26 protein-coding genes and 1 other RNA gene are annotated in these 24,312 nt (G+C 67.6%); 18 read left to right on the top strand and 9 right to left on the bottom strand.

Going from position 1 to position 24,312, the window contains the following annotated elements; translation table 11 throughout:
* The first annotated feature begins 13 nt into the window (after positions 1 to 13).
* The gene (locus ABID41_RS01525; RefSeq protein WP_331932998.1) at positions 14 to 706 is read left to right on the top strand and encodes an SDR family NAD(P)-dependent oxidoreductase; all 693 of its coding nucleotides are present in this window, start codon (positions 14 to 16) and stop codon (positions 704 to 706) included.
* A 135-nt stretch (positions 707 to 841) separates the two neighbouring features.
* Positions 842 to 3,382, top strand: a complete 2,541-nt coding sequence (locus tag ABID41_RS01520; RefSeq protein ID WP_354297065.1) for a TonB-dependent receptor — start codon at positions 842 to 844, stop codon at positions 3,380 to 3,382.
* Here the strand turns inward: ABID41_RS01520 and ABID41_RS01515 are convergent.
* Entirely contained in the window at positions 3,363 to 4,700 is a 1,338-nt protein-coding gene (locus tag ABID41_RS01515; protein ID WP_331929770.1) for a PQQ-dependent sugar dehydrogenase, read from the bottom strand. The genes ABID41_RS01520 and ABID41_RS01515 overlap by 20 nt on opposite strands.
* Positions 4,701 to 5,358: 658 nt before the next feature.
* On the opposite strand from ABID41_RS01515, the gene ABID41_RS01510 reads away from it, so the two are divergent.
* Positions 5,359 to 6,009: a glutathione S-transferase family protein gene (locus ABID41_RS01510; RefSeq protein WP_354297063.1), complete on the top strand. Its 651-nt coding sequence runs from the start codon at positions 5,359 to 5,361 to the stop codon at positions 6,007 to 6,009.
* A 43-nt stretch (positions 6,010 to 6,052) separates the two neighbouring features.
* Positions 6,053 to 6,403, top strand: a complete 351-nt coding sequence (locus ABID41_RS01505; RefSeq protein WP_331929766.1) for a DUF2200 domain-containing protein — start codon at positions 6,053 to 6,055, stop codon at positions 6,401 to 6,403.
* A gap of 42 nt (positions 6,404 to 6,445) precedes the next feature.
* Here ABID41_RS01505 and ABID41_RS01500 read toward each other — a convergent pair whose 3' ends face one another.
* On the bottom strand, positions 6,446 to 6,646 hold the full coding sequence (locus ABID41_RS01500; protein WP_331929764.1) for a hypothetical protein: 201 nt from the start codon (positions 6,644 to 6,646) through the stop codon (positions 6,446 to 6,448).
* Positions 6,647 to 6,699: 53 nt separating this feature from the next.
* Positions 6,700 to 7,023 (bottom strand): hypothetical protein, encoded by a 324-nt coding sequence (locus tag ABID41_RS01495; protein WP_331929762.1) that lies wholly within the window; start codon positions 7,021 to 7,023, stop codon positions 6,700 to 6,702.
* Positions 7,024 to 7,187: 164 nt separating this feature from the next.
* Here ABID41_RS01495 and ABID41_RS01490 point away from each other — a divergent pair, with 164 nt between their 5' ends.
* Together ABID41_RS01490 and ABID41_RS01485 are read left to right on the top strand one after the other, a co-directional pair.
* Entirely contained in the window at positions 7,188 to 9,008 is a 1,821-nt protein-coding gene (locus ABID41_RS01490; RefSeq protein WP_331929760.1) for a flavin-containing monooxygenase, read from the top strand.
* Between the two features lie 160 nt (positions 9,009 to 9,168).
* Positions 9,169 to 9,483 (top strand): hypothetical protein, encoded by a 315-nt coding sequence (locus tag ABID41_RS01485; RefSeq protein WP_331929758.1) that lies wholly within the window; start codon positions 9,169 to 9,171, stop codon positions 9,481 to 9,483.
* Positions 9,484 to 9,512: 29 nt separating this feature from the next.
* Here ABID41_RS01485 and ABID41_RS01480 read toward each other — a convergent pair whose 3' ends face one another.
* On the bottom strand, positions 9,513 to 9,827 hold the full coding sequence (locus ABID41_RS01480) for a hypothetical protein (RefSeq protein ID WP_331929756.1): 315 nt from the start codon (positions 9,825 to 9,827) through the stop codon (positions 9,513 to 9,515).
* Positions 9,828 to 10,035: 208 nt separating this feature from the next.
* Here ABID41_RS01480 and ABID41_RS01475 point away from each other — a divergent pair, with 208 nt between their 5' ends.
* A complete protein-coding gene (locus tag ABID41_RS01475; RefSeq protein WP_354297059.1) occupies positions 10,036 to 10,299 on the top strand; it encodes a hypothetical protein in 264 nt (87 codons plus the stop codon).
* 139 nt (positions 10,300 to 10,438) lie between these two features.
* Complete coding sequence (gene dusA / locus ABID41_RS01470; protein ID WP_331927986.1) at positions 10,439 to 11,473, top strand: tRNA dihydrouridine(20/20a) synthase DusA; 1,035 nt, start codon at positions 10,439 to 10,441, stop codon at positions 11,471 to 11,473.
* Here the strand turns inward: dusA and ABID41_RS01465 are convergent.
* The 3 genes from ABID41_RS01465 to ABID41_RS01455 all read right to left on the bottom strand — a co-directional run bounded on the left by ABID41_RS01465 (position 11,417) and on the right by ABID41_RS01455 (position 12,672).
* Positions 11,417 to 11,908 (bottom strand): TIGR02281 family clan AA aspartic protease, encoded by a 492-nt coding sequence (locus ABID41_RS01465; protein ID WP_331927984.1) that lies wholly within the window; start codon positions 11,906 to 11,908, stop codon positions 11,417 to 11,419. The genes dusA and ABID41_RS01465 overlap by 57 nt on opposite strands.
* A gap of 121 nt (positions 11,909 to 12,029) precedes the next feature.
* Positions 12,030 to 12,248, bottom strand: coding sequence for a DUF1289 domain-containing protein (locus ABID41_RS01460; protein ID WP_331927982.1), 219 nt, complete (start codon positions 12,246 to 12,248; stop codon positions 12,030 to 12,032).
* 1 nt (position 12,249) lies between these two features.
* Positions 12,250 to 12,672, bottom strand: a complete 423-nt coding sequence (locus tag ABID41_RS01455) for a PaaI family thioesterase (RefSeq protein WP_331927980.1) — start codon at positions 12,670 to 12,672, stop codon at positions 12,250 to 12,252.
* Between the two features lie 172 nt (positions 12,673 to 12,844).
* Between ABID41_RS01455 and ABID41_RS01450 the strand changes: the two genes are divergently transcribed.
* Both ABID41_RS01450 and ABID41_RS01445 read left to right on the top strand, forming a co-directional pair.
* Entirely contained in the window at positions 12,845 to 13,180 is a 336-nt protein-coding gene (locus ABID41_RS01450; protein ID WP_331927978.1) for a hypothetical protein, read from the top strand.
* 148 nt (positions 13,181 to 13,328) lie between these two features.
* Positions 13,329 to 14,792 (top strand): phospholipase D-like domain-containing protein, encoded by a 1,464-nt coding sequence (locus ABID41_RS01445; protein ID WP_331927976.1) that lies wholly within the window; start codon positions 13,329 to 13,331, stop codon positions 14,790 to 14,792.
* Here ABID41_RS01445 and ABID41_RS01440 read toward each other — a convergent pair.
* Entirely contained in the window at positions 14,725 to 15,510 is a 786-nt protein-coding gene (locus tag ABID41_RS01440) for an endonuclease/exonuclease/phosphatase family protein (RefSeq protein ID WP_331927974.1), read from the bottom strand. The two genes, ABID41_RS01445 and ABID41_RS01440, sit on opposite strands and share 68 nt — an antisense overlap.
* A gap of 191 nt (positions 15,511 to 15,701) precedes the next feature.
* Here ABID41_RS01440 and ABID41_RS01435 point away from each other — a divergent pair, with 191 nt between their 5' ends.
* Positions 15,702 to 16,904, top strand: a complete 1,203-nt coding sequence (locus tag ABID41_RS01435; RefSeq protein ID WP_331927972.1) for an acyl-CoA dehydrogenase family protein — start codon at positions 15,702 to 15,704, stop codon at positions 16,902 to 16,904.
* A gap of 86 nt (positions 16,905 to 16,990) precedes the next feature.
* On the top strand, positions 16,991 to 18,136 hold the full coding sequence (locus ABID41_RS01430; protein WP_331927970.1) for an acyl-CoA dehydrogenase family protein: 1,146 nt from the start codon (positions 16,991 to 16,993) through the stop codon (positions 18,134 to 18,136).
* A 58-nt stretch (positions 18,137 to 18,194) separates the two neighbouring features.
* Here ABID41_RS01430 and ABID41_RS01425 read toward each other — a convergent pair whose 3' ends face one another.
* Complete coding sequence (locus ABID41_RS01425) at positions 18,195 to 19,019, bottom strand: hypothetical protein (RefSeq protein ID WP_331927968.1); 825 nt, start codon at positions 19,017 to 19,019, stop codon at positions 18,195 to 18,197.
* A gap of 219 nt (positions 19,020 to 19,238) precedes the next feature.
* Here ABID41_RS01425 and ABID41_RS01420 point away from each other — a divergent pair, with 219 nt between their 5' ends.
* The 6 genes from ABID41_RS01420 to rnpB all read left to right on the top strand — a co-directional run bounded on the left by ABID41_RS01420 (position 19,239) and on the right by rnpB (position 24,163).
* Entirely contained in the window at positions 19,239 to 19,664 is a 426-nt protein-coding gene (locus ABID41_RS01420) for a VOC family protein (RefSeq protein ID WP_331927966.1), read from the top strand.
* Positions 19,665 to 19,805: 141 nt separating this feature from the next.
* Positions 19,806 to 21,104, top strand: coding sequence for a cytochrome P450 (locus ABID41_RS01415; RefSeq protein WP_331927964.1), 1,299 nt, complete (start codon positions 19,806 to 19,808; stop codon positions 21,102 to 21,104).
* Positions 21,105 to 21,161: 57 nt separating this feature from the next.
* The gene (locus ABID41_RS01410) at positions 21,162 to 22,055 is read left to right on the top strand and encodes a DMT family transporter (RefSeq protein ID WP_331927962.1); all 894 of its coding nucleotides are present in this window, start codon (positions 21,162 to 21,164) and stop codon (positions 22,053 to 22,055) included.
* Complete coding sequence (locus tag ABID41_RS01405; RefSeq protein ID WP_331927960.1) at positions 22,052 to 22,771, top strand: N-acetylmuramoyl-L-alanine amidase; 720 nt, start codon at positions 22,052 to 22,054, stop codon at positions 22,769 to 22,771. Before ABID41_RS01410 ends, ABID41_RS01405 begins: the two co-directional genes overlap by 4 nt.
* Positions 22,772 to 22,853: 82 nt before the next feature.
* On the top strand, positions 22,854 to 23,621 hold the full coding sequence (locus ABID41_RS01400; RefSeq protein WP_331927958.1) for an SDR family oxidoreductase: 768 nt from the start codon (positions 22,854 to 22,856) through the stop codon (positions 23,619 to 23,621).
* A 164-nt stretch (positions 23,622 to 23,785) separates the two neighbouring features.
* Positions 23,786 to 24,163: RNase P RNA component class A (gene rnpB, locus ABID41_RS01395), an RNA gene on the top strand.
* Positions 24,164 to 24,312: the final 149 nt, after the last annotated feature.

The following is a 24,312-nucleotide window of genomic DNA, read 5'->3' as shown; positions in this document are numbered from 1 at the left end:
GTAAAGGATTCCCATGACCGGACGCATCATCGCCATCACTGGTGCGGCCGGGATACTGGGATCGGCGGTGGCGAGAGCCGCCGCCGCGGGCGGGGCGAGGGTCGCGCTGATCGACTACGCCCCGCACGCCGAGGTCGCCTATGAACTGGGCGACAAGGCCTTCTTCCAGGGCGGGGTCGACCTGACGGACGCGCTCGCCGCGAGCGCCGCGGTCGATGCGGCGGCCGACCGTTTCGGCGGGCTCGACGCCCTGATCAACGTGGCCGGCGGGTTCCGCTGGGAGACCCTGGAGCAGGGGTCCTGGGAGACCTGGCACACGCTCTTCAAGATGAACGTGCTGACCGCGACCAACGCCAGCCGCGCGGCCATTCCGCACCTCAAGCGCAGCGTCGCGGGGCGGATCGTCAATGTGGGGGCGAACGGGGCGGTGAAGGCCTCGATGGGCATGGGCGCCTATGCGGCCTCCAAGGCCGGGGTCCACAAGCTGACCGAAGCGCTGGCCGAAGAGCTGAAGGCCGACGGGGTGACCGTCAATGCGGTGCTGCCCTCGATCATCGACACCCCGACCAACCGGGCCGACATGCCGAACGCCGACTTCTCGAGCTGGGTGGCGCCGGCGGACCTGGCGGCGGTGATGCTGTTCCTGGCCTCGGAAGAAGCGCGGGCGGTGACTGGGGCGCTGCTGCCGGTGACCGGGCGGGTTTGAGGCGCAACTCCGTCGCCGGGGTCCCCCTTCGCTGACGGCTCCCAGTCATCAACCGCGAGCGGATTCATAACTCCGTCATCGACGCTCGCTAACGGCGAAGCTAGTGCGCCGCTCCCGGGCGCCGAGGGGATAGTCATGCTTAGGTTGACCACGCGGCTGCTGGCCGCGGCGAGCGCGTTCGCGCTCACGGGCGGGGCGGCGCTCGCCCAGGACGCCACCGTTCAGGAGATCGTCGTCACCGCCCAGAAGCGCGAGCAGGCGGCGCTGGACGTGCCGATGTCGCTGACCGCCTATTCCGCCGAGCGGCTGGAAGAGCTGGGCGTGCAGGATTTCGCCGACGTGGCGCTGTTCACGCCGGGCTTCGAGGTGCAGGAGCAGTCGCCGAACAATCCGGGTTTCGTGGTGCGCGGCATCACCTCGGACGAGACCAGCGCCTATTCCGAGGCCCGCGTCTCGGTGTTCCAGGACGGGGTTTCGATCTCCAAGGCCCAGGGCTCCTATGTCGAGCTGTTCGACCTGGAGCGGATCGAGGTGGCCAAGGGGCCGCAATCGACCCTGTTCGGCCGGGGCGCCCTGATCGGCGGCGTCAACATCATCCAGAGGAAGGCCGATCCCAGCGGCTTCGACGGCTATCTGCGCGCCGAGGGCGGGGACTATTCCTACGCCCTGGCGGAAGGGGCGGTGAACATTCCGCTGAGCGAAGCCTTCGCGCTGCGATTTTCGGGGCGGATGCGCCAGCGCGACGGCTATGTGGGGAACGCCCTGGGCGGCGACGACTTCCAGTCGGTGGATAGCTGGGCCGGCCGGATCTCGGCGCACTTCGAGCCGAACGAGCGGCTGAGCTCCGACTTCATCGTCAATTACCAGCGCGACGAGCCCGCGGGGACCGCGTTCAAGTCTGGCGGCTATTCGCCGACCGACCCGGCGACGGGCAAGGTGCTGGCGGGCCGTGGCGCCAGCGAGCCGGCGGCCCTGCGCGCGCCGAACAACTTCGAGGGCGGCCGGGAGCTTGGCCTGGAACGCACGGTCTGGGGCGTCACCGCCCTGGTGGACTACGAGATCAACGACGCCCTCAGCCTGTCGTCGATCAGCGCCGTGCGCCGCTTCGACAGCGAGGAGACCTTCGATCCGGACGGGATCTCGCTGAACCTGCTGACCGGCCTGAACGACGCGGTCGGAGAGCAGTGGAGCCAGGAGCTGCGGCTGAACTACGACGCCGGCGGCCGGGTGCGCGGCTTCGTCGGCGCGGGCTACTTCCATGCCGAGGACCGCCAGCGCCTGCCGCTGCAGTTCGACGAGCGGATGGCGATCGCGCAACTGGCCGGCGTGCTGAACGGCGGTCCGGCCCTGGGCCTGCCGGCTACGACGCCGGCGCCGGAAGCCCTGTTCGCCGATCCGCGGTTCATCGGCCAACTGGTGCAGGGCGTCGCGGCCCAGGCCAGCGGCGGGCGGCTGCTGCTGACCCCGGCCCAGGGCCAGGCGATCGCGGCCAACCTGCGCGCCAACCATGTGGAGGAGGCGGTCAACACCAGCGAGCTCGACTCCTTCGACCTGTTCGGCGACGTCTCCTTCGACGTGACCGACCGTTTCGAGGTGTCGGCGGGCCTGCGCTACACCCGCGACGACAAGACCACCGGCTTCGGCTCGCGGACGGTCGGCGGCCGTAGCGTGCTGGGCGGAGTGATCGGCGCCTCGGGCCTGGCGGCCGGCGGATCGCCGCAGGGCCTGGCCCAGGCCAACGCCATCATGGCCGGGCTGCAGAGCCCGATGGTCCAGGCCATCCCGACCCTGCCGATGTTCGGCCTGACCTTCCAGCCGACCTCGGCGCTGGGGACGCCGACGGAGCGGGAGGCGGACAACTCCGGCTTCACCTGGCGCCTGGTCGGCCGCTACAAGCTGAGCGACGACGCCAACCTCTACGCCTCCTACGCCCGCGGACGGCTGCCCGAGGTGCTGGCGGCCAGCGCGCCGGCCAATCCCTATGACCCGGCCCGCTTCGCCGAGATCGAGGCCGAGACCGTCGACAGCTATGAGGTCGGCGCCAAGGCGGCCCTGTGGGACCGTCGCCTGCGGCTCGATACGGCGGCCTATTTCTACGACTACGACAACTTCCAGACCGTCGAGCAGCAGGGCACGCTGTTCGTCGTCACCAACGCGGGCAAGGCCGAGGCCTACGGCGTCGAGGCGCAGGCGGAGCTGGCGGTGGTCTCGGGGCTCGATCTCTTCGCGACCTACGCCTACAGCCACGCGCGGTTCAAGGACGGGGCCTATGACGGCAACCGCTTCCGCCTGTCGCCGGATCATTCGCTGTCGCTGGGGGCCGACTGGCGCTTTGCGGCGCTGGGCGGCGAGGTCTCGGTGCGGCCGACCTACACCTGGCAGAGCAAGGTGTTCTTCAGCGACGACAACGACCGGGCGATGTTCCAGCAGCCGCCGCGGGCGCTGGTGGCCGACAATATCCAGGACGAACTGCAGGACGCCTACGGCCTGGCCAACCTGCGGGTGTCGTGGACGGCGGCGAGCAGGCCGCTCACCCTGGAGGCCTTCGTCAACAACATCACAGACGAAGAGTACCTGATCGACGCCGGCAACACCGGCGATAGCCTGGGCATGCCGACCTTCGTGGCCGGCCCGCCGCGGATGTGGGGCGTCGGGCTTACCTGGAAGTTCCGGTAGAGGGGGAAGCTCCAGTAGCTCCGCTGCTGGGCGTCACCCTCCAGATCGCCTTGCCCACGTCGTCGGCGACGAGCAGGGCGCCGGCCTTGTCGACGGCGACGCCGACAGGCCGGCCCTGGGCCTCGTCCCGCGCGTTGAGGAACCCGGTGAGGAAGACCTCGGGCGGTCCGGTGGGCCGCCCGTTTTCGAAGGGGACGAAGACCACGCGGTAGCCGGCGGGCGGGCGGCGGTTCCAGGAGCCGTGCTGGCCGACGAAGGCGCCGCCGCGATAGTGGGCCGGGAAGAGCTCCGCGGTGTAGAAGGCGAGGCCCAGCGAGGCCGTGTGGGCGCCCAACGCATAGTCGGGCGCGATGGCCGTGGCGACGAGGTCTGGCCTGGGCGGCTTGACCCGCTCATCCACGTTCTGGCCGAAATAGCTGTAGGGCCAGCCGTAGAAGGCGCCTTCCCGCAGGCCGGTCATGTAGTCGGGGACGAGGTCGTCGCCGAGCATGTCGCGCTCGTTCACCGCAGTCCAGAGCACGCCGGTCCGGGGCTCGAAGGCCAGGCCCACGGGATTGCGCAGGCCCGAGGCGTAGATGCGGGCCGGGCCATTGGGCAGGGGGAACTGGACGACGGCGGCGCGGCCCGCCTCGGCCTCCATGCCGTTCTCGCCGACATTGGAATTGGAGCCGACGGTGGCGTAGAGCCGCGCGCCGGTGGGATCGGCGACGACGGTCTTGGTCCAGTGGTGGTTGATCGGGTCGCCCGGCAGGTCGAAAACCCGACGACCTGGGCCTGTGACCGAGGTCTGGCCATCCGCATAGTCGAAGGCCACGACGCCGTCGTCATTGGCGACATAGAGCTGGCCGCCGGTCAGGGCCATGCCGAACGGGCGCTTGAGGCCTTGGGCGAAGACCGTGCGGGTCTCGGCCATCCCGTCGCCGTCGGCGTCGCGCAGCAGCATGATCCGGTTGGGGCTGGGCATGGCCGCGCCGGCCTTGGCCTCCTGGCGGTTGGCGAACCAGTCGGCGATGGTCTTGGCGGGCTTGGCCTCGGAGGAGGCCTCGGAGACCAGCACGTCGCCATTGGGCAGGACCAGCAGCCAGCGCGGATGGGCGAGGTCGCCGGCGAAGCGGGTGACGGTGAACCCGGCCGGCGCCTGCGGCTGCACGCCCGCCGGCCAGCCGACCGCCTGGCGTGCGTTGAGGGTGGGGATGATGCTGGTCTGCGGCGCGGGCAGGGTCGGCTGATGGCCGAAGCCGGCGAAGGGGTCGGGCGAGCCCTGGGCGCAGGCGGCCAGCGATGTGGCCGCCAGGAGGGGGAGGAGACGAGGCGTCATGCCGCTTACTCCATTGGGCGGTCCCCAGGGTGATATGGCGGGCGGGGTGGATTGGTTCCGTTTGGAGGAAGGGGATGGATCGCCAAGTCGCGCCGACGGTGGCGGCTTAGCAACTCTCTTCAATAGGACTTGATCTCGTAGTCGGGGGTAAAGGCCAGTAGGCCGCTCTCAATCATCCGCCAGGTCACGCGCAAATCGCGAAGGTCTTCAGGATTGAAGCTACGAGCGTGATGTGATGCAGCCCTGAGCTGCCCCGCCCTTTGTATGAGCGGTGAACCAGCGATTTAGCGCGCTTTACGTGGGGCGGCTCCGCATAACGTTTTAGCGTTGCCTTGAGGCGCCTCCGCTTCTCTGCAGCCGTTAATAGGCGAAGCTTCGGCCGCCGTGGGAGCGACAGTCCAGCCGGGGTTCGGCTGGTCCGGGGCGGGCCTGGGCTGGCCTCCAAGCAAGCGGCCAAGGAGCTCGGGGTCGGCCTGACGCATTTCCACGACGCGGTCGATCAGTTCAAGGGCGTCAGGGATGGGCGGCATGGCGCCGATCTAATCGCCCGCGCTCAGGGGCGCCAAGGCGGGAGCGGGCGCGAAAGATCCTCCAGTGAGCGTGTCGGGCCGCGCGCCGGGCGTTCGTCCTTGGGAGAGCCGAGAAGGAGACCAGCATCATGACACCCACCATCACCGCCTTCGAGAGCTCGCCCGACCGGGGCAGGGGGCTGGCGCGGGATATGCGGGTCCGCTGGGCGCTGGAGGAGGTCGGCCAGCCCTATGAGGTCCGGCTGGTCTCGTTCGAGGAGATGAAGCAGGCGGTGCATCTGGCGTTACATCCCTTCGGCCAGATTCCGACCTACGAGGAGGGAGATCTGGCCCTCTTCGAGTCCGGGGCCATCGTCCTGCATATCGCCGAGCGCCATGCCGGCCTGCTGCCGGTCGATGCGGACGCCCGGGCGCGGGCGATCATGTGGATGTTCGCCGCGCTCAGCACGGTGGAGCCGCCGATCGTCGATCGCGAGATGGCCGGTTACGCTGAGCGCGACAAGGCCTGGTACGCTGAGCGGCTGCCGATCCTCGATGGCCGGGTGCGGGGGCGGCTGGGCCAGCTTTCGCGCCGGCTCGGCGAGGCCGAGTGGCTGGATGGCGGGTTCAGCGCCGGCGACCTGCTGATGGTGACGGTGCTGCGCCGGCTGGAGACATCGGGTCTGCTGGAGGAATATCCGAACCTTGCGGCCTTTATCGCCCGGGGCGAGGCGCGGCCGGCCTACCGGCGGGCGTTCGCGGCGCAATTGGCGGTGTTCACCGCGGCGTCGGGCGGGTGATACTCGCCAGGCGGCTCGGAGGCGCGGGCGAGGAGGAGGAGGCATGACCAAGCATCGGATCTATTCAGTCAGCGTCGCGAGCGTCTATCCGGCCTATGTCGCCAAGGCCGAGAGGAAGGGGCGCAGCAAGGCCGAGGTCGACGAGATCATCTCGTGGCTGACGGGCTATGACCAGAAGGCCCTGGACGGGCAGTTGGCGGCCAAGACCAGTTTCGAGGACTTCTTCGACCAGGCGCCGGCGATGAATCCGTCGCGGTCCTTGATCAAGGGCGTGATCTGCGGTGTCCGGGTCGAGGACATCGAGGAGCCCACCATGCGGGAAATCCGCTACCTCGACAAACTGGTGGACGAACTCGCCAAGGGGAAGGCGATGGAGAAGATCCTGCGGCGATAGACGTCACGGACGCGGCCCGAAGGCCACGTCCGCTTCGTCAGCTTAGTGCTGGTGTTCCGGCGCTTGCTCGGCGCCCGGCTTGGCGTCGGGCTTCTGCATGTCGCCGTGCATGCCCTTGTGCATGTCCTTGCAGCACTCGCACTTGGCGCAGCAGTCCTTCATGGATTGCTCGGCGGCCAGGGCGGCGCCCGCGGTCATGGACAGGGCGGCGGCGATCGCCAGCGACTTGATGATGGTCTTCATAGGAAACCTCGTTTGGCCTCTCAGGGCCGAAAAAATGATGTGATCTGAGGAGTCTACGAAGGGATGCGGGGGATCGGCGGCTCGACCTCGATGGCGCGGGTTTCCCAAGGCGAAAGCACGGCCGGCGGGAAGGCCGCATAGCTCACCGACACATAGCCGGCCGGGGCCAAGGCGGGCGCCAGGGCATGGCAGAGGGCGCAATCGATCTGGCAGGCGGGCTGCTTGGCCGGTGCGTGGCAGTCGGCCATGTCGTCCATGGCGTCGGCGGAAACATGGGCGGCCGTGTGCGCGATCGCGGCCGGCGCAGCGGCCATCGAGGCTTGCGCAAGCGTCACGCCCAGGAAGAGGGCGACTATCGCGAGCAGGCGGGCGATCATCAGCTCAAGCTTTGAGCCCGTCCGAGGGCGCTGGCAAGGGCTGATGTCAAACGTCCGTTCGCTCGGTCTAGTCGTGGCAGAAGCCGTACTTTAAGTTCGAAAAATACCGCGAGTCCGTATTGCTGTTCCGCCGCTCGACGGCGATCGAATTGACAGGTGCGAGCATGACGCTGGAGACCGGGATCCCCGTCGCCGAACGACCCGCCATCGACAAGAAGGCCTTGCTGGCCAAGTACATGGCCGAGCGCGACAAACGCCTGCGGCCGGACGGCAACGAGCAGTATATCGAGGTGAAGGGGCGCCTGGCGCACTATCTCGACGATCCCTACACGCCGCTGGTCGAGCGCGAGCCCAAGACCGACCACGTGACCTTCGCCTTCGTGGGCGGCGGCTTCGCCGGGCTGGTGACCGGGGCGCGGCTGGCGGAGGCCGGCGTCACCGACGTGCGCATCATCGAGAAGGGCGGGGACTTCGGGGGCGCCTGGTACTGGAACCGCTATCCGGGCGCCCAGTGCGACACAGCCTCGATGATCTACATGCCGCTGCTGGAAGAGACCGGCCACATGCCGAGCGAGAAATACGCTCATGCGCCGGAGATCCTGGAGCAATGCCAGCGGATCGGACGGCAGTTCGGCCTCTATGAGAACGCGCTCTTCCACACCCAGGTGACCGGGCTGGAGTGGGACGGGGGCCAGTCCCGCTGGGTGATTACCACCAATCGCGGCGACCGCTTCACGGCCAGCTTCATCGGCCTGGGGACCGGGCCGCTGCACGTTCCGAAGCTGCCGGGGATTCCGGGGCTGGAGAGCTTCAAGGGGCACTCGTTCCACACCAGCCGCTGGGACTACGGCTATACGGGCGGGGACCCCAAGGGCGCGCCGATGGAGAAGCTGGCGGACAAGCGGGTGGCGATCATCGGCACCGGGGCGACCTCGGTGCAGGCGGTTCCGCACCTGGCGCGGGCCTGCAAGCGGCTCTACGTGGTGCAGCGCACTCCCTCCTCGGTGGACGTGCGGGCCAACGCGCCGATCGACCCGCAGTGGTTCAAGGACGTGGCGACGCCCGGCTGGCAGCAGCGCTGGCTGGAGAACTTCACCGAGAACCAGGCGGGCGGGAGCGCCGAGGTCGATCTGGTGCAGGACGGCTGGACCGACCTGTCGCGGCGCATCCGTAGCAAGATCTCCGAGCTGCCGGCAGACCAGCGGACGCCGGCCAACATGCTGGCCGCCTTCGAGGATTCCGACTTCGAAAAGATGGAGGAGATCCGCGCGCGGGTGGACGCCATCGTCGGCGACCACGAGACGGCGCAGAACCTGAAGGCCTGGTATCGCCAGCTCTGCAAGCGCCCGTGCTTCCACGACGCCTATCTGCAGGCGTTCAACAATCCGAGCACGCGCCTGATCGACACCGACGGCCAGGGCGTGGAGCAGATCATCGAGAAGGGCTTCGTGGTCGCCGGGGTCGAGTACGAGGTGGACTGCATCATCTACGCCTCCGGCTTCGAGGTCGGCACCGGCTATCGGCGGCGCTCAGGCTTCGAGGTGGTCGGGCGCGATGGGCTGACCCTTTCCGAGGCCTGGGCCGAGGGCATCCGCTCCAAGCACGGGATCCACGTGCACGGCTTCCCCAACGCGTTCTTCGTACAGCCGGCGCAGGGGGCGAACCTCATCTCCAACGTGCCGCATAACCTGACCGACAGCGGCCGCACGATCGCGGCGGTGGTCAGCCATGCGCTGAGCCGGGGGGCCAGGGAGGTCGAGGTCACCCAGGAGGCGCAGGACGCCTGGGTCGAACTGCTGCTGACCAGCCACGGCCGCATGACCGGCGCGCCCGACTGCACGCCCGGCTACTACAACAACGAAGGCCAGGCGCCGACGCCGGCCTCGCGGCTCAATGTCGGCTATCCGGCCGGAGCGGCGGCCTATTTCCGCTACATCGAGGACTGGCGCGCGTCGGGCGAGTTCGAGGGGTTGGCGTTCCGCTGAGGCTTGGAAACCACCTCCTGATTCGTCAGTGCGGGGCCGTCGGGGCCCGGCCACGCCGAGGTTCAGGCCGTTACGGCCAAGCTTCGCCGCTTCGCCGCCCAGGTCCCGCCATTTTCTTGCCCGGTGACTCGCCCACGGCGGGAAAGTGGGAGGACCAAGCTTGAAAGACCTGCTCGACATCGAGGGCGCCAGCGGCGCGCTCTATCGTTTCCGTCTGCACGACACCAATCGCGAACTGCCGGCGACGGCCGGAAACTACCTGATCGTCCGCCGCGAAGAGGGCGCGCTGCAGGTCATCGGTTGCGGCGAGGCCCAGAGCCTGATGAGCGCCCGGCCGCTGTGGGCGGAGGCGGTGGCCGAGCATGGGGCCGAGCAGCTCTATCTGCGCCTGAACGTGGCGCGGGCGCATCGGGTCGGCGAGCACGAGGACATCGTGGCCAAGCACCGCCCGCAACTGGTCAAGAACGAGGGCTGAAGCACGGCGGGGCCGCCCCGCCGCTAGGTTCAGATTTCCTGATTGAAGGTGGCCGCCTTGGGCTGGCTGGCGAGCAGGTCGTCATGCTCGGCATGGCGGGAGGCGCGCGAGACGTTCAGGCGCGTGAACAGATAGCCGGAGGTCTGGGTCAGGGTCTCCTGCGCCGCCGCCTTGGCGCGCGACAAGTCGCTGCTGACTCCCAGGGCGACGATCTCGGGACGATCGTTCTCGAAGACCAGCACGGCGAAGTTGCCGGCGGTCGGGATGTGGTGGCCGGTGGTGGGCCAGGCCCGGAAACGATAGGCGGCGCCTGACGCGCCCGTGAGATCGACAAATTCACGCATACTTTAGGTCCACGGTGCTCGCAGAGGCGCCAAGCTTGGAATCGCCCCATCCGGTTATGGCCGGAACGCGTACGGAGTCCATTGGCGTATGGCAGAGTCTATCCAGCGGTTTCTGCGTCGTCGCCCCACGATCTCCTCACATGCGCCACTTGGCCGCGTTTTCAACGTTCTGCGCGAGAGCTGGCTCCTGGCAGATGATCCCAAACGCGTGCGGCCCGACACCGGTTTCGTCGCCACCGGCCGCAGCGCAGGCGAGGCGGCGGACCTGGCCCGCGAGGCGGCCATCCGGTTCAAGCGGCACGGCTTCGACAAGGCCTCGGGCGCCTGGTGGGCGGTGGACGGGGAATTGTTCCACCGGATCACCGTCGCGCCGGGACGTGGGCGGCAGGTAGGCCTGGCCCTGGGGGTCGGCGCGGCCGGCCTGGCGGCGCTGCTGGTGGCCGGGAAGATGCTGGGCGGCAAGCGGCGCTAGGGCGGCCGGAGACCGCCTTGCGTCTCGTCTTCGGCGATCCACCCCCGCCAATGGGGGAGGATCTTCGGGCGCGGCGAAAGGGGGCGAATTTCTCGGGGAAATCGCGTAGAACCGCCACCCGATCAATCTGCTGAGCCTCATGTCGAAAGCGGCGTATTTCCAATCCCATAGGCTGTCCGTCGCCCCGATGATGGACTGGACCGATCGGCATTGCCGGATGCTGCATCGGACCCTGTCCTCGCGCGCGCTGCTCTACACTGAGATGGTGACGACGGGCGCGGTGCTGCATGGGGATCGCGAGCGGCTGCTGGGCTTCAGTCCGGCCGAGCATCCGGTGGCGCTGCAGCTTGGCGGGTCGGAGCCGGCCGAGCTGGCGGCGGCGGCGCGGATCGGTGAGGCCGAGGGTTACGACGAGATCAACCTGAACGTCGGCTGCCCGTCGGACCGGGTGCAGAGCGGGCGGTTCGGGGCCTGCCTGATGCGCGAGCCGGAGCTGGTGGCCGAGTGCATGGCTGCGATGGGCGCGGCGGTGAAGGTCCCGGTGACGGTGAAGTGCCGTATCGGCGTGGACGACCAGGACCCGGAGGAGAGCCTGTTCCGGCTGGTGGAGCTCTGCGCCCAGGCGGGGGTCACGAGCTTCGTCGTCCATGCGCGCAAGGCCTGGCTGCAGGGGCTGTCGCCGAAGGAAAACCGTGACGTGCCGCCGCTGGACTACGCGCTGGTGCATCGCCTGAAGCGCGAGCGGCCGGACCTGACCATCGCGATCAACGGCGGGATCGGATCGCTGGACGAGGCGATGGAGCAGCTCCAGACCGTGGATGGCGTGATGCTGGGCCGCGCGGCCTATCACACCCCGGCGATCCTGGGAGAGGTCGACCGCCGGGTGTTTGGGGCAGGCGAGGGCGTGGACGTGGACGCCTTCCAGGCGGTGGAGCTCTACCGGCCCTACGTGCTGGGCGAACTGGCCAAGGGAACGCACCTGGCGGCCATGACCCGGCACATGCTGGGGCTGTTCCACGGGCTGCCCGGGGCGCGGGCCTGGCGTCGGGTGCTGACGGTCGAGGGCGTGAAGAGCGGGGCGGGGATCGAGGTGATCGACGCGGCCCTGGCTCAGGTCCTACGGGCGAAGGATGAGCGCGGTGCGGGTCGCTTCGAAGCTGGCGAGGCGGCCTAGGTAGCTCATTCCGAGCAGCGAGCTCTCGAGCCCGTTCTCGATGACCAGGGCTTCCACATTGGTCATGCGCGCGCCGGCGACGGAGATTTCGCCGAGCGTCACGGCGGCGGCGCGGGCCTGGCCGGAGGCGGTGACGACGCTCTGACTGTAGTCGAGCTTGTCAGTTTCGAGACCCAGGCGCCGGGCGTCGGCCAGGGTGAGGGCGACCGTGCTGGCCCCGGTGTCGACGAGGAAGCGGACGCGGGCCCCGTTGACCTCGGCCTCGGCCCAGTAATGGCCGTCTTGGCCCTTGGCGACGGAGGCACCCTGGCCTTCCGGGGTCATGGCGACTTCGGCGCGCAGCTCAGGCGTGTGGGGTCGGGAGGCGTTGACCGCCTCCGCCGCGCCGACGACGGTGATCGAACCCATCAGGGCCATGACCGCCAGCTTGAGCATAGAAAACCTCGACCACCTCGGCCGAAGAGGCTCGCTTCGGCGGGGGCAATCTGCACCCAGCCTAGTTGTCGTATAGTGAACGTTTAAGATTAAGAAGCTTAACTACAACAAACGGTTAAGCTTAGAACATCGCAAGCTTTTCAGGCCGTATCAGGCCGCGGCGGGCTGGCAGTTCGGCCATGATGGCTTCCCGTTCGGCCTCGCTCAGCCGCGCCCAGCCGGCCACTTCGTTAAGACGCCGGTAGCAGCCGAGGCAGAGGCCGCTCTCCCCATCCACGACGCAAACCTTGACGCAGGGGGTCTTGATGGGGGCGGGCGGACGGGCGGGACTGTCGGTCATGTCAGGGGATAGCGTAGGTCACAGTCGCCTGCGCGGCCAGACGGTCCGGGCTTTCGGTCCAGAGCTTGACGTCGCAGACCGCGTTCCGCCGTCCCAGGCGGAGGAACTCGGCCTGCGCATGCAGTTCGCCGGGCCGGGCGCCGCGCAGGAAGTTCATCACCAGCGAACTGGTCACCGCCATCAACTGATCGCCGATGTGGGCCAGGATCAGCACATAGGCTGCGGTGTCGGCATGGCCCATCAGGGTGGGGCCGGAGATCAACTGGCCTGGGCGCAGGGTGCTCTCGTGATAGGGCAGGACCACATGGACACGCCCCGGCTCCACCAGGGTGACGGACGGGAAATAGGCCTGGTCCCGGCCGGGAAAGGCCCGGCGCAGGACGGCGTTGGCGCCGGGAATGTCGAGCTGGAGCGAGTAGGACATAGGTGAAGGTTGGCCTCGACGGCGAGTGCATTACAAGAAATTTATGGTTAGCAGTAACGCCGTTCGATTATTACTTATGTGTAACGGTGAAAGTTGAACGTGGATGGAAATTCATTTGAGTAGTGCGGCGTTAGCGAGCAGGTTTCGTTGGGTCAGATCGAGGGAGTGACCGATGAAAATCATTGCTATCGCTATCGTTGCTGCGGGCTTGGCCTCGGCCGCCGGCGCTGCGAGCGCCGCGGTCAGCGACGCCGAATTCCTGAAGGCCAACCGCTGCAAGGGCCTGGCCGACTCCGGAGTAGCCAGTGTCGACACGGCCTCCATGGACGCCTTCATCAAGGGCGAGCGCCGCGCGCGCAGCCCCTTCGCCCTGGAGCGCGGCAAGGTCGAGTACGAGAAGGGCAAGCGCGATGGCAAGTCGGTGAGCGCCGACCGCCGCGAGCGTCTCGCTGCCGAACTTACTGGTCCCTGCCAAGCCTATAGCGCGACCGCCGCCCGCGGCGGCTAGCAATCCGCCTGTTCCCACCACAGTCCACCTGAGGCGCCTGGTCCCCACCCGGGCGCTTCTTTTTATTTGTGCAACCTTGGCGCTCGTACGGAACCCGCCTTGGCCGTAGGCTTTTGATGGTTAGTTGCAGCGGGGCTTTGGTCGGCGGATGGATCTCTTGAGGCCCGGCGAGACGTGCTGGCGCAAGGTGAGGGCGGACCGGGCCGCGTTTCTGGTCGACACCGAAGTCTATTTCACCGCCGTCTTCGAGGCGCTGCGCAAGGCGCGGCGCTCGGTGCTGCTGTTGGGCTGGGGCTTTGATCCGCGGGCGCGGCTGTTCCCGGACGGCTTCGATGGCCCTGCCGATCCAGACGAGGTCGGGCGCATCCTGGTGGCGCTGGCGCGTGCGCGGCCCGACCTGGATATCCGGCTGCTGATCTGGAAGTCGGCCCTGCCGATCGCCGCCAGCCAGCAGTTCTTTCCCCACAAGGCCCGCCACTGGTTCCGGGGGACGGGGGTGAAGTTCTGGCTGGACGACCACGTTCCCTTCGGCGCCTGCCACCACCAGAAGGTGCTGGTGATCGACGACAAGCTGGCCTTCTGCGGCGGCGGCGACATCAGCATCGACCGCTGGGACACCCCCGGCCATCTGGAGAACGATCCGCGCCGGATCATGCCCGACCAGCACTATCACCCGCCGCGGCACGAGGTGATGGTCATGGTGGACGGGGCGGCCGCCGCCTCCATGGGCGACCTTGCGCGCGAACGCTGGCGGCGGGCCACCGGCGAGGCGATTCCCGAGCCGGAGCCCTCGCCCGAGGATCCATGGCCCGTCCACGTTCCGGCCCATCTGAAGGACGTGGAGGTCTCCATCCAGCGCACCGAACCTGGCTGGGACCAGCGGGAGGAGGTGGCCGAGATCCGCCGCCTGACGGTGGAATCGATCCTTTCGGCCAAGTCGGTGATCTATCTGGAGAACCAGTACTTCACCTCGCCGCTGATCGCGCGGGCCCTGGCGCTGCGGCTGGCCGAGCCGGACGGGCCGGAGGTGGTGCTGATCTCCACCGGCCGCAGCCCGAGCTGGTTCGACCAGATGACCATGGATCGGGCGCGCTCCAACATGCTCTGGCGGCTGCGGTCGGCTGACGTGTTCGGGCGGTTCCGGGCGTTCTATCCGACCACGCCCTCGGGCATGAAGATCATCGTCCACTCGAAGGTCACCGTCATCGACGACACCCTGGCGCGGGTCGGCTCGGCCAACCTCAACAACCGCTCAGGCGGCTTCGACACCGAGGCGGAGATCGCCGTGCAGGCGGGCCGGGACGGCGATCGGCTGGCGATCCAGGCGCTGCGCGACCGGCTGATCGGTCACTTCATGGGGTTGACGGGCGATGCGATCGGCAAGGCCCGCGCCGAGCGCGGCGGCAGCCTGGTCGCGGCCATCGACTTCCTGAACCGGGAAGGGCGCCTTGCGCCGATCCTGCCGATGAAGCAGACGATCCTGGGCGAGATCATCGCCACCTATCACGTCGGAGACCCGTTCGGCGTGCCCGACTCCTGGGACCTCATCGGCCGTCGGGAGCTGCTTTACGATGAGACTCCGCTTCTGCAGACGCGGTTTGGGCCACACTGAAGTCCATCACCAGCGGCAGGTGGTCGGAGGCGATGCGGGTCGTCGGGTCGAAGGGCGCGAAGACATTGTGCACCTTGATCTCCGGGCTGACGAAGATGTGGTCGATGCGCAGCACCGGCAGGGCCGACGGAAAGGTCGAGGTCGGCGAGCGCTTGGGCGAGAGCCGGCGGGCGGCGTCGAGCTTGGCCGCCAGGGTGCGATAGACCACCGAGGCGCCTGTGGCGTTGAAGTCGCCCAGGAGGATGGTTGGCCCCTTGCGCATGGGATGCTCCAGCCAGGACGGGCCGGCGATCCAGGAGGCCTGGACCTGCTGTTCCCGCGGCACCAGGCCAAGGTGGGTGTTGATCACCTGGACCGGCTGTCCGTCGACCTCGATGGCGATCCAGACCGCGCCGCGGGGCTCGAGCTGCGGGATGCTGGGCAGGCCGGGCAGGGGGCCCGTCTGGATCATCCGCTCCGGAAGCGTGGTGAGCACCGCGTCGCCGTAGAGCTCCTCCTCAACCCGCAGGGCCGGGTGGAAGTGGAACGCCATCTTCAGGCGGCGGGCGATCTGGTGGGCCTGGTCGACGCCCCCGGTGCGCGCGCGGCCGACGTCGAGTTCCTGCAGGGCGACGATATCGGGTTCGAGCGCGGCGATCACGTCAGCGACCCGGCCGACGTCCAGCTTGCGGTCCGTGCCCACACAGCGATGGACGTTGTAGGTGAGGATGCGGGGCATGGGGGCCTAGGGATGCACGAGGCGGACGCCCCGCGCAACGGCGCCAACGGCCGCGGCGTTTGCCAGGCAAGGGGAACTGGCGGGAAGTTGAAATGACGTTGACGTAAACGTCATCTTCCCTTCCGCGGCGCACTCGCCTATGGTCCGCGACTAACGAATTACACTGTAAATGCTCGCGCCAGGGAGCCGTCATGGACCTCGATTTTTCGCCCGAAGACATCGCTTTCCGCGAGGAGGCCCGCGCCTTCATCGCCGAGAACTATCCCCAGGCGCTGCGCGAAAAGCAGCAGCGGGGCGAGGACCTGGGCAAGGAGGACTATCTCTCCTGGCACCGTATCCTGGCCAAGAAGGGCTGGTCGGTTCCGTCCTGGCCAGCCGAGTTCGGGGGCACGGGCTGGACGCCCACCCAAAAGTACATCTGGTCCGAGGAGCAGGCCCGCGCGGACACCATCGGCATCCTCCCGTTCGGCGTCTCCATGCTGGCGCCAGTGATCTACACCTTCGGCACCCAGGAGCAGAAGGAGAAGTTCCTGCCGGGCATCCGCGACGGCCTCGTCTGGTGGTGCCAGGGCTATTCGGAGCCGGGCGCGGGTTCGGACCTGGCCAGCCTGAAGACCAAGGCCGAGCGCGTCACCGAGGCCGACGGCAAGGAATACTACATCGTCAACGGCCAGAAGACCTGGACCACGCTCGGCCAACACGCCGACTGGGGCTTCTTCCTGGTCCGCACCGACCCGAACGCCAAGCCGCAGGCCGGCATCTCCTTCCTGCTGATCGACATGAAAACCCCGGGCATCGAGGTCCGCCGGATCACCACCCTGGAAGGCGGCCACGAGGTCAACGACGTCTTCCTCGACAATGTGAAGGTGCCGGTCGAGAACCGCATCTTCCATGAGAACCAGGGCTGGACCTGCGCCAAGGCGCTGCTGGCGCACGAGCGGTCCGGCATCGCCGGCGTCGCCCGGTCCAAGCGCGGCCTGGAGCGCGTGCGCGAGATCGCCAGCACCGAACAGTCGGACATGGGCGGCCCGCTGCTGAACGACCCGTTCTTCCGCCGCAAGGTGGCCGAACTGGAGATCGACCTGACGGCGCTGGAGTTCACCGAACTACGCACTCTGGCCGGCGAGTCCAGCGGCAAGGGGCCGGGGCCGGAAAGTTCGATCCTGAAGATCAAGGGCACTGAGATCCAGCAGCGCCTGAACGAGCTGGCTCTCGAAGCGGTCGGCCACTACGGCGCGCCGTATCTGCGCGACATCGGCCACAACACCAATATCGGCCCGGACTACGCCGAGGGGCTGGCCGGCGACTATTTCAACGGCCGCAAGACCTCGATCTACGGCGGTTCGAACGAGATCCAGCGCAACATCATCGCCAAGGCCGTGCTGGGCCTCTGAGCCCAGCTTCGCCTCACGTCGCAGAACAAAGCCTATTTCCCGCCTGGGCCGGAGCGCTCGGGCGGGACGCCTTACGGGGAAATCAGATGGATTTCAGCTTCACCGAAGAACAGTCGCTGCTGCGTGACACGGTCGCCAGCTACCTGGCCGACCACTACAGCTTCGATCAGCGCCGCGCGGCGCTGAAGGCCGAGCCGGGCTGGCGCCCGGAGGTCTGGAAGGCCTTCGCCGAGGAACTCGGCATCCTGGGCGCGCCGTTCGCCGAGGAGCTCGGCGGCCTCGGCGGCGGGGCCACCGAGAACATGGTCATCATGGAAGAGCTGGGCAAAGCCCTGGTGGTCGAGCCCTATCTCGGCACGGTGGTGATCGGCGGCGGCTTCCTGAAGCATTCGGGCCACGCCGGCGCGGCCGACCTGATCGGCGGCGTCATCGGCGGCCAGACGATCTTCGCCTTCGCCTATGCCGAACCCCAGGCCCGCTACACCTGGCAGGACCTGAAGACCACGGCCAAGAAGGACGGCGCCGGCTACGTCATCAACGGCCACAAGGCGGTGGTGATCGGCGCGCCCTACGCCACCCACCTGATCGTCACCGCCCGCACCGGCGGCGGCCAGCGCGAGGCCGAGGGCGTCTCGGTGTTCATCGTTCCGAAGGACGCCAAGGGCGTTTCGACCCGCGACTATCCGACGGTCGACGGCTTCCGCGCCTCGGAGGTGAGCTTCGAGAACGTCTCGGTGGGGCCTGAGGCCCTGGTCGGCGTCGAGGGCGCGGCGCTGCCGCTGGTCGAGCGGGTCATCGACGAGGCCACGGTCGCGCTATGCGCCGAGGCCTGCGGCGTGTTCCGCAAGCTGCACGAAGGCACGCTGGAATACACCAAGCAGCGCAAGCAGTTCGGTCAGCCGATCAGCCAGTTCCAGGTGCTGCAGCACCGGATGGTCGACATGTTCATCCAGCTCGAGCAGTCGATCTCCATGACCTACATGGCCGACATCAAGCTGGGCGACGAGGCCAGGGAACGCGCCAAGGGGGCTTCGGCAGCCAAGGTCCAGATCGGCAAGGCCGCCAAGTTCATCGGCCAGAACGCCATCCAGCTTCACGGCGGCATGGGCATGACCGACGAACTGGCCATCGGCCACTACTTCAAGCGCGCGACCATGATCGAGAGCACGTTCGGCTCCACCGATCACCACCTGGCCCGCTACGAAGGGCTGAGCCTGGGTAAGGCGGCGTAGGCCAAACCGCTCACCCAAGCGGCGCTTCAGCTTGCTGGAGCGCCGCTTCTGTCCGCGCTCAGATCTTGGCGATCCTGGACTGTTGCCTCAGGGCCATCGGCGGCCGGCGGGTGAAGAACACCGTCTCGTCGGTGAATTCCTCGGCGGTCTGAGGGTCGTCGAGGGCAAGGCCCAGAACGTAGAACGGCAGCAGGCTCGGTTTGCGCCACATCCATACGCCGTGCATGTGATCGCCGAAGACTTCGGCGCAATGGACCGAACTGCGGCCGGCGAAAGCGGCGCCGAGGTCTTCGGGAACGTTGGTGCGCTGGCGACCCGCGACCGTATCGACCCAGGCGGTGGCGATCGCGCGCTGGCGCCGAAGAACCTGGGGCGGGGCCCTGAGGTCGAAGACGAATATCAGATCGTCAGGCGTATCATTGGGGGCGGACATGCGGTCGCCCAGTCGTATCTTGCCGACGAAGAGCGCCCAGACTGGAACGTGCGCTTTCTGCAGATTCGCGAAGATCGATGCGACGATCTCGTCGCGTTGGGCGCGGTTCTTCAGCTCCCGCTTCAGATCGTGGGCGATCCAACCCAGTATCGCGAGGGTGAGGCCTCCTCCGAGCACGATCGCCAGGACCCGTCGGACGATGCCGAAGCCCGACTGCCCATGCCAGATCAGGACGATCATGAGCGCGGCCAGGGCCAGCCCCAGCCCATAGAGTAGCCCGCGATACCACCAGGGCGGGGTCACCACATAATGTTGGTTGAGCTCGGCCGGCGTACGCCAGGCTGGCAACTCGTCGAGCATCGGAACCCAGAGCTTTCGATCCCGGTGAGCGCCGGAAGCTTCCACCTTGTCCCAACTGCTCTGCGGCTCGCCTGGCCACACTCTCGTCATAGCGCCCTTTCTTCGGGTGGTTTCCCAGCCGCGGTGGGTCGTCGCCGTGGGAACGAACCTTCGAGCATGCAGCGATATGGGCGACACGTCCAGGAGGTGAGCCCGGCCGCGCGCCGCAACTGCCGGTAGGAAGCGGCGCGCCGAGAAAATTTCGCGGGATTTGTCGGGACGGCCGGGGCTCGCGCGTCCTAGGGTCGATCGCACCCCAAGGAGCCTCCCATGCGAATGATCTTCGTCAACCTGCCGGTGAAGAGCGTGGCTGCGTCGCGCAAGTTCTTCGGCGCGCTCGGCTTTTCGTTCAACGAGCAGTTCTCCAACGAGAACACGGCCTGCATGGTCATCGAGGAGAACATCTTCGCCATGCTGCTGGAGCACGACCGCTTCCGCGACTTCATCAACGGCGAGATCAGCGACGCCACCAAGGCGACCGAGGTGCTGACCTGCCTTTCGGCCAGCGGCCGCGGCGAGGTCGACGACATGCTGAAGAACGCCCTGGCCGCCGGCGGCAAGCCCTGGAAGCCGGTCATGGACATGGGCCCGATGTACGGCGCCAGCTTCCAGGACATCGACGGCCACGTCTGGGAGGTCATGTACATGGACATGGCCGCCGTGGCGCAGGACGGCGTGCAGCACGCCTCGGCCTGAAGTCTTCGAGCCGGCCGGCCGCGCGCAGCGGCTGGTCGGGCTCCCTGTTTCTATCCTTGTGGAACAAGGTTCGAAGGCGTTCCCATATAGGGAGGCGACCGCGGCCCTCGAATGGCCGCGGCGACGACAGGGAGTGAGGCCATGGCCGACGGCGTTTCCGACATGCTGAGCGAAAAGCGGGCTCTGGCCCGCAAGCGCGCCTATGAGATTCCCCTCGAGGAGCTGAACCCGGCCTGGGCCTCGGCCTTCCGCGACGACGCGCACTGGGCCTATTTCGACAGGCTGAGGGCCGAGGACCCGGTCCACTTCACGCCCGACAGCAATTACGGGCCGTTCTGGTCGATCACCAAGTACAACGACATCGTCGAGGCGGACTCAAACCACCAGGTGTTCTCTTCGGCGCAGGGCATCACCCTGAACCCCAAGTCCAGCGTGCTGCCGCCGGAGGCGCAGATCCAGGCGGCGAGGGCGGGCGCGCCGAGCTTCATCGGCATGGACCCGCCCGACCACGACATCCAGCGCAAGACGGTGAGCCCGGCCGTGGCGCCGGCGAGGCTGGCCGAGATGGCGCCGCAGATCCGCGAGCGGGCGGGCCTGATCCTGGACTCGCTGCCGATCGGCGAGCCCTTCGACTGGGTCGACCTGGTCTCGAAAGAGCTGACCACCATGACCTTGGCGACGCTGTTCGACTTCCCGTTCGAGGAGCGGCGCAAGCTGACCTACTGGTCGGACGCCATGACCAGCGCGCCAGGCTACGGACCGGTCCAGACCTATGCGGAACGGCGCGAGGCCCTAGCCGATTGCCGCGACTACTTCATCCGGTTGTGGAACGAGCGGGTGAACGCCGAGCCGGGCGGGGACCTGATCTCGATGCTGGCCCATGGCGCGGCGACCCGCGACTGCACGATGGACGAGTATTTTTCGAACATCACCCTGCTGATCATCGGCGGCAATGACACCACCCGGAACACGATCTCGGGCTCGGTCTTCGCCTTGAACCGCAATCCCGACCAGTACGAGAAGCTGCGCGGCGACCTCGGCCTGATCCCCTCGATGGTGTCGGAGACCATCCGCTGGCAGACCCCGCTGGCGCACATGGCGCGGACGGCGGTGCAGGACTTCGAGTTCCACGGCAAGACCATCCGGGAAGGGGACCGCGTGGCCATGTGGTACGTCTCGGGCAACCGGGACGAGGAGGTGGTCGAGCGTCCCAACGACTACGTCATCGATCGCCCGCGGCCGCGCCAGCACCTCTCCTTCGGCTTCGGCATCCATCGCTGCGTGGGCAACCGCCTGGCCGAGCTGCAGCTCCAGATCGTCTGGGAAGAGATCATGAAGCGCTTCCCGCAGATCCGTCTGCTGGAGGAGCCGCGCCGCAGCTATTCGATCTTCATCAAGGGCTATGAGGAGATGAAGGTCCTGATTCCAGCCAGGAACTAGCCCCTCGGCCAAGCCGCAGGCTTGCCAAAGCCGTGCAAACCACGCCTAAGCGTTGTCATGGCCCTGCGCGACTTCGCCCTGCTGGTTCTTGTCTGCATGCTGTGGGCCGGGAACAACATCGTCTCCAAGTACGTGGTGGCCTATCTGCACGCGCCGCCGCTGTTCTACGCCGCCGTCCGGTTCGGGATCGTGGCGCTCGCGGTCTTCCCCTGGCTGCGCTCGCCGCCCCGGCCGCTGTGGCGGCTGCTGGTGGTGTCGGTCTGCATGGGCGCGGGCTCCTTCGCCTTCATGTTCATCGCCCTGAAGACTGCGAGCCCCTCGTCGGCGGCGATCGTCAGCCAGCTCATGGTGCCGACCACGACCCTGCTGTCGTTCCTGCTGCTGGGGGAGCGGCTCAGCGCCCGGCGGCTGTTCGGGATCTGCCTGACCCTGGTCGGGGCCCTGGCGGTGATGTGGGACCCGGCCGGGTTCGACTTCAGCGGCGGGCTGGCCTTCGTGCTGGTCTCGGTGGTGATGGGATCGCTGGGTGCGGTGCTGATGAAGCAGATGGAGGGGGTGCAGCCCTTGCAGTTCCAGGCCTGGGTGGGCTGGGCCTCGGCCGCGGTGTTGATCCCGGCCTCGCTGGTGCTGGAGCCCGGCGGGTTCGAGACCGTCTTCTCCATCGGCTGGCGGTTCTGGGCCGCGGTGACGTTCTCGGCCGTGGTGGTCTCGGTGTTCGGCCACACGGCCTACTACTTCCTGATCCAGCGCTATGAGGCGAACCTGATCTCGCCGTTGACCCTGATGACTCCCCTGGCCACGATCGGGCTGGGAGTCGCCATCACCAACGACCCGTTCGATGCGCGCATGGCCTTCGGCGCCGCGGTGGCGCTGGTCGGCGTGCTGATCATCGCCATGAGGCCCAACCAAGCCATGCTGTTTCTGTTCAACCTGCGGAACCGTGCGCGATGAACTTTATCGAGGCGGCTTCGCCGAACTTCAACGAGCGCACCGCGCCGCCTGACATGGTCGTCCTGCATTATACCGGCATGCAGACAGGGGCGGCGGCGCTGGAGCGGCTGTGCGACGCCGAGGCGAAGGTCTCCTCGCACTATCTGGTCGAGGAGGACGGCCGGGTCTTCCGCCTGGTGCCGGAGGCGCGCCGGGCCTGGCACGCGGGGCTGTCGTTCTGGAAGGGCGAGACCGACATCAACGGCCGCTCGATCGGCATAGAAATCGTCAATCCGGGGCACGAGTTCGGCTATCGCCCGTTCCCGGACGCGCAGGTCGAGGCGGTGATCGCCCTGCTGGGCGACATCCGTGGCCGCTGGACCATCGAGGACGCCAGGATCGTCGGCCATTCCGACGTCGCGCCGGCGCGCAAGCAGGACCCGGGCGAACTTTTTCCGTGGAAGCGGCTGGCGCAGGCCGGCCACGGCCTGTGGGTCGAGCCGGAAGCTGCGCCCGGCCTGCCGCTGGCCGAAGGCGAGGAAGGGGCCGGGGTTTTCGCCCTGCAGGCGGGGCTTACCAGGCTGGGCTACGACTGCGCGCCGTCGGGCAAGTACGACGCCGACACTGCGACCATCGTGCGGGCCTTCCAGCGCCACTGGCGCCCGGAGCAGGTGGACGGCGTGGCCGATGGCATGACCCGGGCCCGGCTGATCGCCCTTCTGCGCGCGGCGGCTTGACGTTACGGCCCGCTGGGCTCAGCACTCCGCGCGACAGATTTTGACTCAAACCATACCTATTTTTCTAAAAAGGGATATTCGGATGCGTAACCTGTTCAGCGTCGAGGGCAAGGTGGCCGTGGTCACCGGCGGCAGCCGCGGCATCGGCGAGATGATCGCCCGCGGCTATGTGGAGAACGGCGCGAAGGTCTACATCTCGTCCCGCAAGGCCGAGGTCTGCGACGGCCTGGCCGAAGAGCTCTCGAAGTACGGGACCTGCGTCTCGCTGCCCTTCGACCTGTCGAAGATGGAAGGCATCGTCGGCCTGGCGAGCGCCGTGGCCGAGCGCGAGAGCAAGCTCGACATCCTGGTCAACAACGCCGGCGCCACCTGGGGCGCGCCGATCGACGAATATCCGGAAGACGGCTGGGACAAGACCGTCGACCTGAACGTCAAGTCGATCTTCTTCCTGACGCAGAAGCTGCTGCCGCAACTGCGCGCGGCGGCGACGCACGAGGAGCCCTCGCGCGTGATCAACATCGCCTCGGTCAACGGCATCCAGCCGCCTGGCCTGGAGACCTACGCCTATTCGACCTCGAAGGCCGGCTGCATCATGCTCACCCGCCATCTGGCCAGGCGCCTGGCGCCCGAGCACATCCTGGTCAACGCCATCGCGCCCGGCCCCTTCCAGAGCCACATGATGGCTGCGACCCTGGCCCGCGCCGGCGACTCCATCGCCAAGTCGAACCCGCGCGGCCGGATCGGCACGCCCGAGGACATCGCCGGCGTGGCGATCTTCCTGGCCAGCCGCGCCAGCGCCTACACCACCGGCACGGTCGTCCCCTGCGACGGCGGCTCGGCCGAGTTCTAGGAACTCAGGGAAAGCGTTCCCTCCCCCACGTGGGGGAGGGACAGGCGGCGAAGCCGCCAGGGGCCTGCTGAACCGGCAAGGCCCCACCCCTCTCCTCGCTTGGGACCGATTGGGACGGAGATCGGCTTGACCTCGGCGGGGCGGGGCATCACTTTCCGCACGGACCAGATGGCTGGGCGATCGCGGCGGTTTCGGCTGTCGAGGAAAGTCCGGGCTCCACTATGACATGGCGGCGGGTAACGCCCGCCGGGGGTGACCCCAGGGATAGCGCCACAGAGAGCAGACCGCCCCGGTTTCGACCGAGGTAAGGGTGAAAGGGTGGGGTAAGAGCCCACCGCGGGCCTGGTGACAGGAACGGCACGGCAAGCCCCGCCAGGAGCAAGACCGAATAGGGATTCCGCGCCCCTTGCGGGGTAGGGCCGTCATAGGCCTGAGGCGTCCGGGTAGGTCGCGAGAACCGTCCAGCAATGGGCGGTCCAGAGGAATGATCGTCACGCCCGTTCGCGGGCGCACAGAACCCGGCTTACAGGCCGTCTGGTCCCTAGTTTTCCACAATCGATCCACGCCGTGTCCCAAGCTGGGCCACATTACTTAACAAGTTCGCTGTATGTTCTGTGAACTGTTGTCGAAAGAGCTGTGTGAGGCTGATCAACATCTTTGATATTCCCAGGAATCGATGTCTGGAGTCATT

It is taken from the genome of Phenylobacterium koreense, assembly GCF_040545335.1.
In the GTDB taxonomy this organism is placed as follows: Bacteria; Pseudomonadota; Alphaproteobacteria; order Caulobacterales; family Caulobacteraceae; genus Phenylobacterium; species Phenylobacterium koreense.
The sequence above is the reverse complement of the archived record's forward strand: the minus strand, read 5'-3'. Positions and strand labels throughout refer to the sequence as shown.